The 16138-nt window shown below is 62.9% G+C and carries 16 protein-coding genes and 2 tRNA genes; 14 read left to right on the top strand and 4 right to left on the bottom strand.

What is annotated here, in order from left to right:
* Positions 1–27: 27 nt before the first annotated feature.
* The 4 genes from CGLY_RS17170 (at position 28) to CGLY_RS11785 (ending at position 3894) form a co-directional block, all read left to right on the top strand.
* Complete coding sequence (locus CGLY_RS17170) at positions 28–618, top strand: single-stranded DNA-binding protein (RefSeq protein WP_081803905.1); 591 nt, start codon at positions 28–30, stop codon at positions 616–618.
* Between the two features lie 218 nt (positions 619–836).
* Positions 837–2507 carry an energy-dependent translational throttle protein EttA gene (ettA, locus tag CGLY_RS11795; RefSeq protein ID WP_038549659.1) on the top strand — a complete coding sequence of 557 codons (1671 nt, stop codon included), beginning with the start codon at positions 837–839 and terminating at the stop codon, positions 2505–2507.
* A gap of 101 nt (positions 2508–2608) precedes the next feature.
* The gene (locus CGLY_RS11790) at positions 2609–3112 is read left to right on the top strand and encodes an acyl-CoA thioesterase (RefSeq protein ID WP_052540130.1); all 504 of its coding nucleotides are present in this window, start codon (positions 2609–2611) and stop codon (positions 3110–3112) included.
* Positions 3113–3168: 56 nt separating this feature from the next.
* Positions 3169–3894: a hypothetical protein gene (locus CGLY_RS11785; RefSeq protein WP_052540128.1), complete on the top strand. Its 726-nt coding sequence runs from the start codon at positions 3169–3171 to the stop codon at positions 3892–3894.
* On the opposite strand, the gene CGLY_RS11780 is transcribed toward CGLY_RS11785, so the two are convergent.
* Complete coding sequence (locus tag CGLY_RS11780) at positions 3891–4280, bottom strand: globin (protein ID WP_038549655.1); 390 nt, start codon at positions 4278–4280, stop codon at positions 3891–3893. The two genes, CGLY_RS11785 and CGLY_RS11780, sit on opposite strands and share 4 nt — an antisense overlap.
* Positions 4280–6949, bottom strand: coding sequence for an aminopeptidase N (pepN, locus tag CGLY_RS11775; protein ID WP_038549652.1), 2670 nt, complete (start codon positions 6947–6949; stop codon positions 4280–4282). The genes CGLY_RS11780 and pepN overlap by 1 nt, the downstream gene beginning before the upstream one ends.
* Positions 6950–7090: 141 nt before the next feature.
* Here pepN and CGLY_RS11770 point away from each other — a divergent pair, with 141 nt between their 5' ends.
* From CGLY_RS11770 to CGLY_RS11755, 4 genes are all read left to right on the top strand, one after another.
* Positions 7091–7726, top strand: a complete 636-nt coding sequence (locus CGLY_RS11770; RefSeq protein ID WP_038549647.1) for a mycothiol-dependent nitroreductase Rv2466c family protein — start codon at positions 7091–7093, stop codon at positions 7724–7726.
* Positions 7727–7923: 197 nt separating this feature from the next.
* Positions 7924–8130 carry a hypothetical protein gene (locus CGLY_RS11765; RefSeq protein WP_038549644.1) on the top strand — a complete coding sequence of 69 codons (207 nt, stop codon included), beginning with the start codon at positions 7924–7926 and terminating at the stop codon, positions 8128–8130.
* Positions 8131–8138: 8 nt separating this feature from the next.
* On the top strand, positions 8139–8381 hold the full coding sequence (locus CGLY_RS11760; protein ID WP_052540127.1) for a hypothetical protein: 243 nt from the start codon (positions 8139–8141) through the stop codon (positions 8379–8381).
* 167 nt (positions 8382–8548) lie between these two features.
* On the top strand, positions 8549–9025 hold the full coding sequence (locus CGLY_RS11755) for a ribose-5-phosphate isomerase (protein ID WP_038549641.1): 477 nt from the start codon (positions 8549–8551) through the stop codon (positions 9023–9025).
* A gap of 6 nt (positions 9026–9031) precedes the next feature.
* Here CGLY_RS11755 and CGLY_RS11750 read toward each other — a convergent pair whose 3' ends face one another.
* Positions 9032–9250 carry a helix-turn-helix transcriptional regulator gene (locus CGLY_RS11750; RefSeq protein WP_038549638.1) on the bottom strand — a complete coding sequence of 73 codons (219 nt, stop codon included), beginning with the start codon at positions 9248–9250 and terminating at the stop codon, positions 9032–9034.
* Between the two features lie 267 nt (positions 9251–9517).
* Between CGLY_RS11750 and CGLY_RS11745 the strand changes: the two genes are divergently transcribed.
* Entirely contained in the window at positions 9518–11278 is a 1761-nt protein-coding gene (locus CGLY_RS11745) for a pyruvate dehydrogenase (RefSeq protein ID WP_038549635.1), read from the top strand.
* A gap of 154 nt (positions 11279–11432) precedes the next feature.
* Here CGLY_RS11745 and CGLY_RS11740 read toward each other — a convergent pair.
* Positions 11433–11507 (bottom strand) — tRNA-Gly (locus CGLY_RS11740).
* 222 nt (positions 11508–11729) lie between these two features.
* Between CGLY_RS11740 and CGLY_RS11735 the strand changes: the two genes are divergently transcribed.
* The 5 genes from CGLY_RS11735 to pcaH all read left to right on the top strand — a co-directional run bounded on the left by CGLY_RS11735 (position 11730) and on the right by pcaH (position 16130).
* Positions 11730–11803 (top strand) — tRNA-Pro (locus CGLY_RS11735).
* Between the two features lie 299 nt (positions 11804–12102).
* Positions 12103–13503 carry a trigger factor gene (gene tig / locus CGLY_RS11730; RefSeq protein WP_038549631.1) on the top strand — a complete coding sequence of 467 codons (1401 nt, stop codon included), beginning with the start codon at positions 12103–12105 and terminating at the stop codon, positions 13501–13503.
* Positions 13504–13846: 343 nt separating this feature from the next.
* A complete protein-coding gene (locus tag CGLY_RS11725; protein WP_038549629.1) occupies positions 13847–14449 on the top strand; it encodes an ATP-dependent Clp protease proteolytic subunit in 603 nt (200 codons plus the stop codon).
* A 21-nt stretch (positions 14450–14470) separates the two neighbouring features.
* Complete coding sequence (locus CGLY_RS11720; RefSeq protein WP_052540903.1) at positions 14471–15136, top strand: ATP-dependent Clp protease proteolytic subunit; 666 nt, start codon at positions 14471–14473, stop codon at positions 15134–15136.
* A gap of 301 nt (positions 15137–15437) precedes the next feature.
* Complete coding sequence (gene pcaH / locus CGLY_RS11715) at positions 15438–16130, top strand: protocatechuate 3,4-dioxygenase subunit beta (protein WP_038549626.1); 693 nt, start codon at positions 15438–15440, stop codon at positions 16128–16130.
* The last annotated feature ends 8 nt before the right edge of the window (positions 16131–16138 follow it).

The raw sequence follows: 16138 nt of genomic DNA, 5'->3' as shown, positions 1-16138 counted from the left end.
CGATCCGGGGGGAGGAGTGTGCCACAGATGGCCACACAACAGATGTCCGTGACAATGACAGGGTTCGCCGCGACACATCCCCAGCGCCACTCGACGACGCCGAAACTCGTCACTTTCCGGATGGCATCGACACCGAGCTGGAACGACAACGGGCAGTGGAAGGATGCCGGCACGCTGTTCATCGACGTCCAGTGTTGGGGCAAGCTGGGCGACCACGTGATGCATAGCGTGGTCAAGGGCGCGCCGCTGGTCATCGTTGGGCGTATGACGTCCTACACCTACATGCCCGACAACGCCCGCAAGAGCAAGGACGGCCAGAACCTCTTTGAGACCATCTGGCGTTTGACCGCCACGAACGTCGGCCTGGACTTGAGCCACTCGACCTCCACGTGGTCGCTGCGGGACAAAGACCGGGACAAAGACAAGGACCGCAAGGCTAGTGACACCAGAGACAGTGAACGGGACGTGTACGCCCCGGGGCACGGGGAGACCGCATCCTACGGTGGGTACTCCGCGGTCGCGAGGTCTGAAGAACCTGAGCCGTCGGAGCCTTCTGAGGCCTCCGACGAGCCCGACCGGGAGCTCGCGGCCAACGGTGAGACTACGGTGCCGTTCTGACTCTGCGGCACCGGTGCAGATACGGCGGTTTGCGCGTCTGGAGGGTTGAGTTGCACCAACTCAGCGCCGCTTGACGCGCAAACCGCCCGGTCGGATGTGAAGGATGCCCAGTCTCGGGGAAGTGCGGCCCAGTGCGTGTCGTGGGGTAGGCTCGTCAACCGTATACGACAGGGCTGGATGCAGAGGTGCACGCAGCCGCGCCAACCGGAGGGAACACATTGGCCGAGTTCATCTACACGATGAGGAACGTACGCAAGGCGCATGGTGAGAAGGTTGTCCTGGACAACGTCACCATGAGCTTCTACCCGGGTGCGAAGATCGGTGTCGTCGGGCCGAACGGTGCCGGCAAGTCCTCGCTCCTGAAGATCATGGCTGGCATCGACCAGCCCTCCAACGGTGACGCTTTCCTTGACCCCGGAGCGACCGTCGGCATTCTGCTGCAGGAGCCGCCGCTGAACGAGGAGAAGACGGTTCGCGGGAACGTGGAAGAGGGGCTCGGAGAGATCTTCGAGATCAAGACCCGTTATGAAGCCATCGCCGAGGAGATGGCCACGAACTACACCGATGAGCTCATGGAGGAGATGACCGAACTCCAGGAGAAGATCGACGCTGCCGACGCCTGGGAGCTCGACTCCAAGATCGAGCAGGCGATGGACGCCCTGCGCTGCCCGCCGCCGGAGGAGATGGTGACCCATCTCTCCGGTGGCGAGCGCCGTCGTGTCGCCATGGCGAAGCTGCTGCTCAGTGAGCCGGACCTCCTGCTGCTCGATGAGCCGACCAACCACCTGGACGCGGAGAGCGTGTTGTGGCTGGAGAATCACCTCGCCAACTACAAGGGTGCTGTCCTGGCAGTCACTCACGACCGCTACTTCCTCGACCACGTTGCCGAATGGATCTGCGAGGTCGACCGCGGCAAGCTCTTCGCCTACGAGGGCAACTACTCCAAGTACCTGGAGACCAAGGCCGAGCGTCTCGAGGTCGCCGGCAAGAAGGACCAGAAGCTGCAGAAGCGGCTCAAGGAGGAACTCGCCTGGGTTCGTTCTGGCGCCAAGGCACGTCAGGCCAAGAACAAGGCGCGCCTCCAGCGCTACGAGGAGATGGCTGCCGAAGCCGAGCAGTACAAGAAGCTCGACTTCGAGGAGATCCAGATCCCGACGCCGCCGCGTCTGGGCAACCAGGTTGTCGACGTCAAGAACCTCACCAAGGGGTTCGATGGACGCACGCTGATCAAGGACCTCTCATTCACCCTGCCGCGTAACGGCATCGTCGGCGTGATCGGCCCGAACGGTGTCGGTAAGTCCACACTGTTCAAGACCATCGTCGGTCTCGAGGAGCCGGACGCCGGCGAGGTTGTCGTCGGTAAGACGGTGCAGCTCAGCTACGTCGACCAGAACCGTGAGAACATCGATCCGGAGAAGACAGTCTGGCAGATCGTCTCGGACGGGCTGGACTACATCATCGTCGGGCAGAACGAGATGCCCTCGCGTGCGTACCTGTCCGCCTTCGGATTCAAGGGCGGCGACCAGCAGAAGCCCGCGAAGGTCCTCTCCGGTGGTGAGCGCAACCGTCTGAACCTTGCGTTGACGCTGAAACTCGGCGGTAACCTGATCCTGTTGGACGAGCCGACCAACGACCTCGATGTCGAGACCCTCAGCTCGCTGGAGAACGCCCTGCAGAAGTTCCCGGGGTGCGCCGTGGTCATCTCGCACGACCGTTGGTTCCTGGACCGTACCTGTACCCACATCCTCGCCTGGGAGGGCAACGTGGCTGAGGGCCAGTGGTTCTGGTTCGAGGGGAACTTCGAGGACTACGAGAAGAACAAGGTGGAACGACTCGGTGCGGATGCTGCCCGTCCCACCCGGGTAACACATCGTCGGCTTTCCCGATAGAATCCTCTACGAGACAAAACAGGACTACTGCGGCGTAGCCGTCCAGGCAGGGCCTCAGCGTCACACGCTGGGGTCCTTGGCCTGTGTAAGGAGAGACTTCGATGCCTTTTGTTGACCACGAGGCCACCGGTACCCGCTACCACAGCACACGGGTGAACCTCCGCTGGTCGGACTTCGACCAGTTCCAGCACGTCAACAATGCGGCGTACCTGGAGTTCTCCCAGGATGCCCGGATTGATTTCGTCCGGGACGTGGTCACCGAGATCGACATGTCAGTTCCGGCGTTCGTCGTCCGGTGGGCGTCGGTCGACTACCAGAAGTCGGTGTCGTCCAGTGAGGTCGCCGTGGTCGTGGAGTCGTTCATCTTCCAGGTGGGGGTGAAGTCTTTCAAGATGCGGCAGTACATCAGGAACGGTCAGCATCGCCTCGTCGCTGTCGTGGACACGGTCAACGTCGGTGTCGATCCGATCTCGGGGAAGACACGGGACTGGTCGGAGAGCGACCTTGAAGTCATCAACAAGTTCCTCATCCCCCTCGACGATGAAGAGGCCGCGGTCGACGGTGTGTCCGGGGGCAGCACCGTCATCGGTGGACGGAAGCGCTAGCAGCTACCGTCCGGGCACTCTGTGCAGCCCTGCGGGCGACCGATACCCTGGGAGTCATGATGCTCAACCTGCAGGGGTCCGGCCCCGCTGACGAACTGTCACTGACGCTGACGCGCCCTGCGGAAGCCCAGGCGTCCGCTCTGCGCCGGACCGCGGCCGTGGCAACCCGTGTACTGCGTATGGACACCGGCGCCATGGCCCGCGTCGTCCGTGTCGGGGATGACATGGCAGACATCATCTTCTCTACACCGTTGGGATGCATCGTTGCCGAACGCATCCACGCGGTGCCGTCGGTCGATGACGCGGTGGTTCTGGCAGAACCGCTGCCCCGACTGCTCGTAGGCGCTGTCGACGCCTCGGGGACGGAGAGGGTGAGTCTCGGGGGAGTGGTCTCGTTGCTGTGGACCGGGACCGCTCCACCGGCGAGTGGCTACACGCTGGTCGACACTGTCCCCGCCGGTGACGTGCGGACGTTGTTCGCCGAGATGCAGCGGGAGGCCGATGAGCACTCCGGTCCTGCCGGGCTACCGCCCTCCCTGCTGGATCAGCCGCTGCTGCAGTTGACCGGGCCGGTTGAGGCCGGCACCGTTGAGCTCACCGGGCGGGTGGTTGCCGCTCTCGGTGCGCTCGGGCTCGTGGTGGAGCCGAAGCGGCAGGATCTGCGTGCCCACGACCTGATCCGGGTCAGCGCCACGGGGTCGTGGATCCGGGTTGATGCACTGTTCGGTACGGCCTACGTCCCCCGTCCCGGTGGCCTGGCGCGAATCCCCTCACCGAACTAGAACTTGTTGACCAGCATGTCTGCGACGCGGATCATGTGGTCCCACATCGCCTGGCGCGGAGCCTCGGGGAGGTCGTCGTCACTGACGGTCTCCAGTGCATTGCCCATCAGCACGAGCCACCGGTCGCGGGCGGCGGGGTCGATGGGGAAGTGCATGTGACGCATCCGCAGGCGCGGGTGTCCGCGCTGTTCAGTGAAGGTCTGCGGGCCACCCCAGTACTGCACCAGGAACCAGCGGAGCCGGTCCTCGGCGCCGTCGAGATCGTCGGCGGGATACATGGGGCCGAGGATGTCGTCATCCGGGATCTGGCGGTAGAACTCGTGGACGATGTGGCGGAAGATATCCTCGCCGCCGACAGCATCGTAGAAGCTCTGCGGTTGTGTCATCAGCGTGCGTCGAACTTCCTGGCTGTCGCGGCGCGGTCGGCGCGCGACAGGCCTTCGGACAGCACGCGGCGCAGTCCGGCGGGGGTGGATTCGTCAGCGGCGGTGGCACGCAGGTCGTCGGCGACGTCCTCGTAGCCGGCCCAGGACGGGAACAGTCCGTCGAGGGTGCGCAGTGCCATTTCGGAGGAGAGTTCCTCCCACATGTCCACGGCACGCTGGACGTACTCCGGGCCGAACGGGGACAGCAGCTCGTCCTGACCGACGTGGGTCAGGCCGGCGATCATATAACGCAGCTCCAGGTTGCCGAGCTCCTTGCCCTCCAGCGTGATGGTGTTCCAGGCGGAGCGTTTTACTTCGATATCGGGACGGGCGGTGCGGGCCTTGACGGCGTTCATACGTCCAGAGGACGACCGGTCAGCCTGCTCCTCGGCGGTGATCAGGGCGTCGGCCTCCTCGTCGGTGAGCACGTCGACCGCGCCGACCAGCGCAGTGAGCAGTCGCCAGCGCAGGTCCTGGTCCACGGTGAAGCCGGGTAGGAGGTTCTCGGCGGTCGCATCGCCGATGCCCAGCAGACCACGCACCCATGCGCTGGAATGCGCATCCTGTGCGGCGTTGGCATAGGCGCGGACGAAGGCCAACCGTGCCTGCCCCTCAGTGCGCTCCGCACCGGCGCGGAGGCCGTCGAGCAGCAGGGCTCGTCCTTCGGTACGCCAGGACGGTGCCGAATAGTTTTCGACGGCGCCGATGGCCTGGGCAAGGATCTGTTCCAACACGCCGAGCTGCGTCTCGGCCCAGGCGCCGCGGACCACCAGGGCCACGAAGTCGCGGGCACGCATCTGAGCGTTGCGGGTCATCTGCCATGCCGCCGACCAGATCAGTGAACGGGCCATCGGGTCGGTGATGCCGGCGATGTTGTTGACGGCGGTGGAGAGTGAGTCATCGTCGAGGGCGATGAACCCGTAGGCGAGGTCGTCGTCATTGACGAGAACGAGGTCGGCCTTCTTTTCCCCGACAAGGTCGGGGACGTCGGTGGACGGTCCCTCGACGTCTGTTTCGACGCGACGGCGCAGGACGACCGAATGGTCCTCGATGTCGTACAGGCCGACGGCGAGTCGGTGGGTGCGTGTCTCGCCCGCGCCGGGCGCGGCACCAGACTGGGCGACGGCGAAGGACGTGTAGGCACCGTCCTTCACCTGTGTCTCGGCGCTGAGGGTGTTGATACCGGTGGTCTTGAGCCACTGGTCGGCCCAGTCGGACAGGTCGCGGCCTGACGCCTTTTCCAGGGCACCGAGCAGGTCGTCGAAGGTGGCGTTGCCCCAGGCGTGGTTGACGAAGTGCGCGCGGATGCCGGCGAAGAACGGTTCCAGGCCGACGTAGGCGGCGAGCTGCTTGAGCAGCGAGGCCCCCTTGGCGTAGGTGATCCCGTCGAAGTTGGCGTCGACCTCCACCAGGTCATTGGCCCCGGAGAACACCGGGTGGGTGCTGGGCAGCTGGTCCTGTGCGTAGGCCCAGGACTTCTCCTTGTTGGCGAAGGTGACCCAGGCGGTGTCGTACTCGGTGGCGTGGGTCTGGGCCATGGCGGAGGACCAGGTGGCGAAGGACTCGTTGAGCCAGAGATCGTCCCACCAGCGCATGGTCACCAGGTCGCCGAACCACATGTGGGCCAGTTCATGCAGAATCGTGTCCGCGCGACGCTCGTACTCGTAGTGGCTGGCCGCGGAACGGAAGACGTACTCGTCGCGGATCGTCACGCACCCGGCGTTCTCCATTGCGCCCATGTTGTACTCGGGGCAGAAGATCTGGTCGTACTTGTGGAACGGGTAAGCCACGCCGAAGTTCTTTGCGTAGTAGTCGAAACCGGACTTCGTGACGTCGAAGAGCACGTCGGCGTCGAGGTACTCAGCCAGGGACTGACGGACGTACAGACCCAGCGGAACGGTGATCTCCCCTTCCGGCACCAGACGTGTGTCGGTGACACCCTTGACCTCGTCGGTGGGGGTCAATGACCCGGTCCACGAGTCGGTGACGTGGTACCACGGGCCGACACAGAACGCGATGAGGTATGTGGACAACTGGTAGTCGACGACGGCGCGGTGCGTCGTCTCCCCGGTCTTGTCCCCACCGGTGGTCGTGGTGGACACGGTGTTGTTGGTGACGACGGTCCAGGTGGTGGGGGTGTGGACGGTAACCTCGTAGGTCGCCTTGATGTCGGGCTGATCGAAGCAGGCGAAGACACGCTTGGCATCGGCGGCTTCGAACTGGGTGTACATGTACACCTGGTTATCTGCCGGATCCTGGAACCGGTGAAGACCCTCGCCCGTGGTGGAGTAGAAGGACTCCGCCACGATCGTCAGTTCGTGACGTCCCGGGGTCAGATCGTCGAGCTGCAGACCCCGGGACTCGTCGTAACGACCTTCGCCGTCACCGGGCAGAGCCAGCGGCAGGATGTCCTCGCCATCCAGTTCGACCGTGGAGATTTCCTCGGCGCGCAGGTCTATGAATGTGGACCCTGCCTGTGTGGCAGTGAAGGTCACGGTGGTCACTGACGAGAACGTCTTGTGGTCCAGGCTGCCGCCCTCGGTGAGGTCGAGGTCGACAGCATAGTGGACATCCGTGACCAGGTCCGACCGCGCGGCAGCCTCGGATCGGGTCAGATTGGTTGAACTCATAGGTGACCACGATAGTCGGCATGGAGCGTCCTGTCCGGATATGGGTCGGTCAGGGGCGGCTCACGCAGGACTCAGGTGCGCGTACCCTCGGGGGTCGAGCCACTGAAAATCAATGAGACATACGCCAGAAGGAGCATCACCATGAGCACCACTCCGGTCACCCTGTACTTCGACGCGACGTGCCCGTTCGCCTGGGTCACGAGCCGCTGGATCAAGGAGGTCGAAGCCGTCCGCGACATCGACGTGACCTTCGCACCGATGAGCCTGGCGGTGCTGAATGAGGGTAAGGACATTCCCGCCGAGTACGCCACGAAGATGGAGGCGGCCTGGGGACCAGCTCTCGTAGCAGCCGCGGTCTACACGAAGGAGCCTGAGAAGGTCGACGCATTTTACACTGCGTTGGGCACGCGGATTCACGACCACGGGGAGGGTGGACGAGAAGGCGAAGGGGCTTACGATGACCTCATTACGGAGGTTCTGGAGGAGGTCGGGCTCTCCACTGACTACGCCGCTGCAGCGCATTCGCGTGGCGATGATCCGGAGGCATGGGAACCGACGCTGCGTAGCTACCAGTCGACGGCGATCGCCAAGGTCGGCGACGATGTGGGCACTCCAGTGGTCGAACTGGACGGCCGGGCATTCTTTGGCCCGGTGTTGACGCGGGTCCCTCGCGGCGAGGAGGCCGGGAAGATCTTCGATGCCGCGGTCACGCTAGGCAGCTACGAGCACTTCTTCGAGCTCAAGAAGAGTCGAACCGAGGATCCCAGCGCGGAATAGTGGCGCTGACCTGCTTCGTGACGGTCTCATATCCCGATACCCCCGGGGGTGGATCAAGTTCACTGTTCCCGCCCGATCAGCGTTCCCTGAGGATACTATCTGTCGTATCGGCAGGTCAGTGAACGCTCCGGCGTCACATGGTGTCGAATCTCTCTCCTCTTCCTTATCACCACACACGTACAAGGGGTATGTAGACCATGGGTTCACTTGAAGGAATCACCGGCATCGCGGATATTCTCGGCGACCTGCTTAACATCTTCGTCGGTCTGCTCAAGGGCGACCTGACTGTGCTCAGCACCGAAGGCTCCCTGGAAGGGATCTTCGAGGGCAGCAGTGATTGGGACCTGACCGGGTCGATCGAGTCGGTCACCGGATCGTTGTCGAACGACGGGGCTGAAGGGTAAGCGGTAAAATGGGCGCCATCATAGAGCTGTTGCCGCTGCTGGGGGAGTTGAAGGAGATTCTCGCCGGTGTTCTGGGCGGAGATTTCGACATGCTGAGTACCGAAGGGTCTCTTGCGGGCGACGGTTCTGCCGCTGACGCAGGTGGCAGCATCGTCGGCTCGGTCATTGGTTCGCTTGGCGGGGAGGACCTGGTCGACATGATTCCTGGTGATCTCGGCGAGGCCCTCGGCTCAATCGCCAACGCAGGTTAGCCTGGCGTACCTGCGCAGTCGGAACAACCCGCGGGCTCACGTGATCGATACGTGGGCCCGTCCCGCTGTGTAGGTACGAAAGCAGAGTGAGCGCGGCTAGCGTTTTTCAGCCCCAAATCTTCACCTCCGGCCACTGTAGATACGGTCTGTCCGATAAACTCAGGGACATGCGTATCTACCTCGGTGCTGACCATGCCGGATTCGAGATGAAGAATGTCATCGCGAACCACCTCAAGGAGAAGGGGCACACCGTCGTCGACTGTGGTGCCCACACCTTTGATCCTGAGGACGACTACCCAGCCTTCTGTATCGAAGCTGCCCGCAAGACCGTCGACGACGAGGGGTCCCTCGGCATCGTCCTCGGCGGATCGGGGAACGGTGAGCAGATTGCGGCGAACAAGGTTGTCGGTGCCCGCTGTGCGCTGGCGTGGTCTGTGGAGACCGCCAAGCTCGCCCGTGAGCACAACAACGCTCAACTGATCGGCATTGGCGGCCGGATGCACTCCGAGTCGGAGATCCTCGATATTGTCGACGCTTTCATCGCGGAACCGTGGTCGGGCGTCGACCGTCACCAGCGTCGTATCGAGATTCTCGACACCTACGAGCAGACCGGTCAGACGCCGGAGATTCCCGACGCGAAGTAGGTTTTCTCAGTCTCCCGGATCCCTGCGGTTCCGGGAAGCGTTCCAGTCCTTGACCTCCTGGGTGTCCCACAGGGTCAAGCCGTGGTGTTTCGTGACCGGTTTAGGGGCCCGGTTCCGTCCTGCATAGCTGGTGAAGGTTCCGCGTGACGTGCCAGCGTACGTCGCGCATTCCGTCGCAGTCCACAGTTCGCGGCCGCTGTCCGCGTCGATGATGGTGGGCTTCATGAGAACTTACGCTACGTTTCTTCTGCTCTGTGAGTGATTTTCAGCCTGGTGAGGCTGGCGGCGGTTATAAACATGCAGCTCGGATGGTTGGTGGCGACAGTGAGCGGGCACAACGGGGGTAAGAAAAACTCAAAACTATATTTATCTTCACAGTGGCTGTGAAGGTACCGGTGGCGAGGTGATGAAGCTCTCCGTGCAGGGACCTCGACATCGGAATAGTGTCGGAGGAGTACTTACAGAGAAAACCCCTTACTCAGGAGTAGCTACATGGCGCGAAACTATGCAGAACAGCTCGTCGCAGCCCTGGAAGCACAAGGCGTGCGAAGGATCTTCGGCCTTGTCGGTGACAGTCTGAACCCCGTGGTCGATGCAGTGAAACGCAGCAGTATCGAGTGGTTCCACGTGCGCAACGAGGAAGCAGCGGCGTTCGCCGCCGGTGCAGAGTCACAGGTGACCGGGAACCTTGCCGTCTGTGCAGGATCCTGCGGGCCCGGAAATACTCACCTTGTCCAGGGTTTGTATGACTCCCACCGCAACGGCGCGAAGGTGCTCGCCATCGCCAGCCATATTCCGTCCCAGTTCATCGGCTCCCACTACTTCCAGGAGACCCATCCGGAATCCCTCTTTGCCGAATGCTCGGGGTACTGCGAGATGGTGAACTCAGCTGCCCAAGGTGCGACCATCCTGCACCACGCGATCCAGTCCACGATGGCGGGTAACGGTGTGTCGGTTCTCGTCGTTCCCGGCGATATTGCCAGCGACGAAGCAGTGGAATCCCCGCAGCTCAATTCCGCCATCGCGTCGGAACGTCCGGTCATGCATCCCGCGCAGAGTGAACTCGATGCGCTGGCCGACGCGATCAACGGGTCGAGGAAAGTCACGATCTTCGGTGGCGCGGGATGCCGCGACGCTAGGGACGAGGTCTTCGCACTGGCAGAGAAGATCAAGGCGCCGGTCGGGCACGCCTACGGGGGCAAGGAGTTCCTGCACTACGACAACCCCTATGACGTCGGTATGTCGGGCCTGCTCGGCTATGGTGCTTGCTCCGAGGCGTTTGATGAAGCAGATCTGCTGATTTTGCTCGGCACGGACTTCCCGTACACCGAATTCCTGCCGCGCGATACCGCTACCGCACAAGTCGACATCAAGGGCGGCAACATCGGACGACGTACGACGGTGAGCTACCCGGTGACCGGGGACGTTGCCGCGACGATCACCGATCTGCTCCCGTTGATCGAGGAGAAGGCAGACGCTTCGTTCCTGGAGTCGATGCTGAAGGTGCAGGAGAAGAACCTGCGGCACGTCATCGACGCCTACACGAAGAACATCGAGCGTCACACGCCGATTCACCCTGAATATGTGTCCTACGTGCTCGATGACTTGGCAGATGATGACGCTGTATTCACTGCAGACACGGGCATGTGCAATGTGTGGCACGCACGCTACATCACCCCGACGGCGGACCGCACCCTGCTGGCGTCGTTCCGTCACGGGACGATGGCCAATGCGTTACCGCAGGCTATCGGGGCGGCCGAAGCCGTGGAGGGGCGTCGTCAGGTCATCGCCATGTGCGGCGACGGCGGGCTCGGCATGCTGATGGGCGAACTTCTCACGATGAAGCTGCATGAGGTCCCCGTCAAGGCTGTCGTCTACAACAACTCGACGCTGGGCATGGTCAAGCTCGAGATGCTCGTTGCAGGGATGCCCGACTTCGGTACCGACCACGCGAAGGTCAATTATGCCGACATCGCCGAAGCCTGCGGAATCAAGGCCTTCCGCATCGAGGACCCCAAGGACGTTGAGTCGACGCTCAAGGAAGCGCTCGCCTATGACGGGCCGGCTGTGATCGACGTGGTGACGGATCCGAATGCCCTGTCTATTCCGCCGGAGATCTCGCTGGAACAGGTCGCCGGGTTCGCGCGTGCCGCCACCCGGACTGTCCTGGAAGGCGGTGTCGGCAAGATGTTCACGATGGCGAAGTCGAACCTCCGCAATGTTCCACGTCCGTCCGGGTTCAAGGGACTGTAGGACGCGGTAGACCCAGGCCCGCCGCACAATGGATGGGATATACCCCATCCGGCGTGCGGATGCCGCGCTGCCACAGCATCCCGTACGCTCCCGTGAGCTGACGGGGAGGAGCCAGCGCCAGAAAGCCCCGACCATGATGGTCGGGGCTTTCATATGGAGGGAGTGACGGGAATCGAACCCGCGTCTTCAGCTTGGAAGGCTGAGGTATTAGCCACTATACGACACTCCCGTTGGTGCGAGGACGACGATACACCACGATCCGGACGCATGAAAACCGGCAGGCAGGGCCACTTGCCGACGGTGGAAGACGGACGTTGTGGTGAAGAACCGGGGGCCATGGCACCGCCGGGAGAATGCGATAGCTCGTTACGGGGACCCGCTGTTGCCGTGGATTTGCAGCACCCCGTAACATCGTCGCCAGCAGAACTTCTGGAGACAGTAGCTCTGCGACCGGGATATGGCGCAGTTTGGTAGCGCACTCGCTTTGGGAGCGAGGGGTCGTGGGTTCAAATCCCGCTATCCCGACGGGTATCGACCGGATGTCGGTCAGGCAGGGTGCTCGGCCAAGGCAGTAGCCCCGGGGACGAGACAGATAAAGTCGCCGGAGAGTCGACCCCCGTGTCTACCGTCGTCGGCAGCACGATAAAATCGACAGCGACCATTACCGGTGGCAGCCTCCGGCCGTCCTCGCCCGCCCTGTGATTCACCGTCCGGTGAGCCCGCAGTAGGTGGGGTAGTGAGACCCGGAGGTGACGCGGACGGACGATCCCGTGGCTCCACCGGCCGCAAGTACACAGACCAAGAACACACAGGAGTGTGCATCCGTGAAGAGCTCCGTTGAACAGCTGAGCGCCACCCGCGCCAAGCTCACCGTCGAGGTTCCCTTCGAGGAACTGAAGCCTGAGTTCGATAATGCCTACAAGTCCCTCGCCCAGCAGGTCAGCCTGCCCGGCTTCCGCAAGGGCAAGGTTCCGGCGAAGATCCTCGAGGCCCGCCTGGGTCGCGGATCGATCCTCAATGAAGTTCTCAACGAGATGCTGCCGAGCCGCTACAGCCAGGCCGTCGAGGAGAACGACGTCAAGGCTCTCGGGCAGCCCGAGATCGACATCGCCGAGCTCGAGGACAACGACCACGTCACCTTCACCGCTGAGGTGGACGTCCGCCCCGAAATCGACGTCCCGGACTTCTCCGACCTCTCCGTCGAGGTGGACGCACTCGAGGCGGACGAAGAGTCCGTCGAGTCCGAACTGACCAACCTGCGTGCCCGCTTCGGCACCCTGAAGCCGGTCGAGCGCGCCGTCCAGGACGGCGACTTCGTCTCCATCGACCTGACAGCCACCGTTGACGGTGAGACCGTTGACGAGGCTTCCTCCGAAGGGCTCTCCTACGAGGTTGGCACTGCTTCTCTCGTCGAGGGGCTGGACGAGGCTCTCACCGGCCTGTCGGAGGGTGAATCCAAGGAGTTCTCCACCACGCTGGTTGCCGGTGAGCACGCCGACAGCGAGGCACAGGCCACCGTGACCGTCAAGTCGGTCAAGGAGCGGGAGTTGCCCGAGCTGGACGACGACTTCGCTCAGCTGGCCTCCGAGTTCGATACCCTGGATGAGCTGAAGGATTCCCTGAAGTCCCAGGTCGAAGAGCAGCTCAAGGGCCAGCAGGCCGCTGACATCCGCGACAAGGTTCTGGCTGCCGCCCTCGAAAAGACCGAGGTGGCACTGCCGGAGTCCGTCGTGAAGGAGCAGGTCGACGGCCAGATCCAGCAACTGGTCAGCCAGTTTGGCGGCGATGAGGCTGTGTTCGAGCAGATGCTCGCGGCCCAGGACATCACCCGCGAGAAGTTCGAGGAGGATGCCCGCGAGGGCGCCGAGGACTCCGTGCGTACCCAGCTGTTCCTTGACGCACTGGCCGACATCGAGAAGCCGGAGGTCTCCCAGCAGGAGCTCACCGACCACATCCTGTTCACCGCCCAGCGCTACGGCATGGACCCGAACCAGTTCGTCATGCAGCTGCAGCAGTCCGGCCAGATCGCGAACCTGTTCGCCGATGTCCGCCGCGGCAAGGCTCTGGCCATCAACATCTGCAAGGTCACGGTAGCCGACGACAAGGGCACCTCCATCGACCCGAAGGACTTCTTCGGTGAGGAAGCCGACCTCACCGAGACCGACGCCGACGCTGATGCTGTCGAGACCGTCGAGTCCTCCGACGAGGAGAAGGCCGACAACTAGGTCGCGTCTGATCAGACCGACTGGTCGCCGCCGCGGCCCCCGGAAACCATCCAGGGGCCGCGGCGGCGTTTTCGGTTTTGTACAGGCCCCAGACGCGTCGAAGTACATGACAGGTCACCGATTACGCCGCCGCCCCGGATGAGTAGGAAAAATGCCTGATCATCCGTGTGCCCGCGGATGTGCCGGCGTAATCGGTAGCGGAGAAAGCGCTCAGGTCTCCGGGCGACCGTGCGCTGACAGCGAACATGGCCCCAGGGAGGGGCATGGGCGCACTGGGTTGACTAGTCTGGTGCACAGTCCAACACGTGAACGTGAGCGAGGAGCATAAGTGAGCACTAACGACATGTCTGCCGGTCAGGCGCTGCGCCCGGCGCAGATGGCCTCTACCGCGGGGATGAACCTCAACGACTCGGTGTTCGAGCGTCTGTTGCGCGAGCGCATCATCTTCCTGGGGACCCAGGTCGATGATGAGATCGCGAACAAGCTCTGCGCACAGATCCTGCTGCTCAGTGCGGAGGATCCCGAGAGGGACATTTCGCTGTACATCAACTCGCCGGGTGGTTCGGTCACCGCCGGCATGGCGATTTTCGACACGATGCAGTTCGCGCCTTGCGACGTCGCCACCTACGGCATGGGCCTGGCTGCCTCGATGGGGCAGTTCCTGCTGTCGGCAGGCGCGAAGGGCAAGCGTTTCGCCCTGCCCCACGCGCGCATTATGATGCACCAGCCGTCGGCGGGCGTCGGTGGTACTGCCGCCGACATCGCTATTCAGGCGGAGCAGTTCGCACAAACCAAGCGTGAGATGGCTGAGTTGATTGCCGAGCACACCGGTCAGTCGCTGGACCAGATCCAGAAGGACTCCGACCGTGATCGCTGGTTCACCGCCCAGCAGGCGCTCGAGTACGGGTTCGTCGACCGCGTGATCAGCTCGGCGAAGGAGCAGTAAGTAGAGATGGAAAGCAACAACATGAACGGTTTCACCCACGCCAGCGAACTCACCGGCCAGGTTTCGGGCGCCCAGATGCCCACCTCGCGGTACATCCTGCCGTCGTTCGTTGAGCATTCCTCCTGGGGTGCCAAGGAATCCAACCCGTACAACAAGCTCTTCGAGGAGCGCATCATCTTCCTGGGTACCCAGGTAGACGACGCCTCGGCGAATGACATCATGGCCCAGCTGCTGGTGCTCGAGGGGCTTGACCCCGACCGGGACATTACGATGTACATCAACTCGCCGGGCGGCTCCTTCACGGCCCTGATGGCCATTTACGACACGATGCAGTACGTTCGTCCCGACATTGTCACCGTCTGCCTCGGCCAGGCTGCTTCCGCAGCGGCCGTGCTGTTGGCGGCCGGCACGAAGGGCAAGCGAGCAGCGCTGCCGAATTCCCGCGTGCTCATCCACCAGCCTGCCACGCAGGGGACCCAGGGCCAGGTCTCGGATCTCCAGATTCAGGCCGACGAGATCGAGCGTATGCGGCGTCTGATGGAGACGACGCTGGCTCGTCACACCGGTCAGACCGAGGAACAGGTTCGAAAAGACACCGACCGTGACAAGTTCCTCACGGCCGAAGGCGCCAAGGAGTACGGCATCATCGACCAGGTCTTCGAGTACCGCAAGCTCTCGTCCCAGTAGCTGGAGCAGGTTCCCGACTACCGCTGAGCCGCACGAGAGAACGGACATCATCCGTTCCCCGTGCGGCTCCGTCGTATCTGGAGGATAAAGACAGTGCTGCTGTTGATACGTGTTCTTGATAACCCTTAGTTACCCCCCTAGGTGGCCCCCGATATGGAGGTTGGCGCGTAGAAACTGCAGCGCAGAGACATGTCGGCAGGGAAAAGTAGTTCGCTGTGTGAACGGCTTTGCGCATAGCGCACAGGCTATTACGGTGAGATCCACATCACGTTCCCGCAATCCCGCAGAAGGGGTCACGCCCATGGTTCCCATCAGTAACGTCACCGTCGACGGAAGCTTCGCTCCGTTGCACTTCCCGGAGTACAGGACGACAGTGCTCCGTAACCCGAACAACGATCTGCTGATGGTACCCGAGCGTCTCGGAGAAACCAGCGGCCCCGTCTTCGGCGAAGGCGCGATCGGTGACGAGGACAATGACATGACCAAGGCCAACGGCGGCGAAGCCATCGGCCAGCGCATCTTCGTCCACGGTCGGGTCCTCGGCGCCGACGGAAAGCCGGTTCCCGACACCCTCATCGAAGCGTGGCAGGCCAACTCGGCCGGACGTTACCGCCACAAGAACGACTCCTGGCCGGCACCCCTGGACCCGCACTTCAACGGTGTGGCCCGTACGTTGACCGACAAGAACGGCGTCTACAGCTTCTACACCGTCATGCCGGGTGCCTACCCGTGGGGCAACCACACCAACGCCTGGCGTCCCGCTCACATCCACTTCTCCCTCTTCGGACGCCAGTTCGCCGAGCGCCTGGTCACCCAGATGTACTTCCCCGGGGATCCGATGTTCTTCCAGGATCCGATCTACAACTCGGTGCCCGAGGGATCCCGCGAGCGCATGATCTCTGTCTTCGACTACGACGAGACCCGGGAGAACTTCGCCCTGGGCTACAAGTTCGACATCGTGCTGCGCGGACGCGACGCCACCCACTTCGAGTGACAACCAGC

The organism is Corynebacterium glyciniphilum AJ 3170 (assembly GCF_000626675.1).
GTDB classification, from domain to species: Bacteria; Actinomycetota; Actinomycetes; order Mycobacteriales; family Mycobacteriaceae; genus Corynebacterium; species Corynebacterium glyciniphilum.
This window is presented reverse-complemented; position numbering and strand designations above follow the sequence as displayed.

What these genes read in the sequence shown, in the direction of transcription:
- CGLY_RS17170 (WP_081803905.1), top strand. Translation starts at nt 28, where the DNA reads ATGGCCACACAACAGATGTCCGTGACAATGACAGGGTTCGCCGCGACA.
- CGLY_RS11790 (WP_052540130.1), top strand. Translation starts at nt 2,609, where the DNA reads ATGCCTTTTGTTGACCACGAGGCCACCGGTACCCGCTACCACAGCACA.
- CGLY_RS11785 (WP_052540128.1), top strand. Translation starts at nt 3,169, where the DNA reads ATGATGCTCAACCTGCAGGGGTCCGGCCCCGCTGACGAACTGTCACTG.
- CGLY_RS11780 (WP_038549655.1), bottom strand. Translation starts at nt 4,280, where the DNA reads ATGACACAACCGCAGAGCTTCTACGATGCTGTCGGCGGCGAGGATATC.
- pepN (WP_038549652.1), bottom strand. Translation starts at nt 6,949, where the DNA reads ATGAGTTCAACCAATCTGACCCGATCCGAGGCTGCCGCGCGGTCGGAC.
- CGLY_RS11770 (WP_038549647.1), top strand. Translation starts at nt 7,091, where the DNA reads ATGAGCACCACTCCGGTCACCCTGTACTTCGACGCGACGTGCCCGTTC.
- CGLY_RS11765 (WP_038549644.1), top strand. Translation starts at nt 7,924, where the DNA reads ATGGGTTCACTTGAAGGAATCACCGGCATCGCGGATATTCTCGGCGAC.
- CGLY_RS11760 (WP_052540127.1), top strand. Translation starts at nt 8,139, where the DNA reads ATGGGCGCCATCATAGAGCTGTTGCCGCTGCTGGGGGAGTTGAAGGAG.
- CGLY_RS11755 (WP_038549641.1), top strand. Translation starts at nt 8,549, where the DNA reads ATGCGTATCTACCTCGGTGCTGACCATGCCGGATTCGAGATGAAGAAT.
- CGLY_RS11750 (WP_038549638.1), bottom strand. Translation starts at nt 9,250, where the DNA reads ATGAAGCCCACCATCATCGACGCGGACAGCGGCCGCGAACTGTGGACT.
- CGLY_RS11745 (WP_038549635.1), top strand. Translation starts at nt 9,518, where the DNA reads ATGGCGCGAAACTATGCAGAACAGCTCGTCGCAGCCCTGGAAGCACAA.
- CGLY_RS11725 (WP_038549629.1), top strand. Translation starts at nt 13,847, where the DNA reads ATGTCTGCCGGTCAGGCGCTGCGCCCGGCGCAGATGGCCTCTACCGCG.
- CGLY_RS11720 (WP_052540903.1), top strand. Translation starts at nt 14,471, where the DNA reads ATGAACGGTTTCACCCACGCCAGCGAACTCACCGGCCAGGTTTCGGGC.
- pcaH (WP_038549626.1), top strand. Translation starts at nt 15,438, where the DNA reads ATGGTTCCCATCAGTAACGTCACCGTCGACGGAAGCTTCGCTCCGTTG.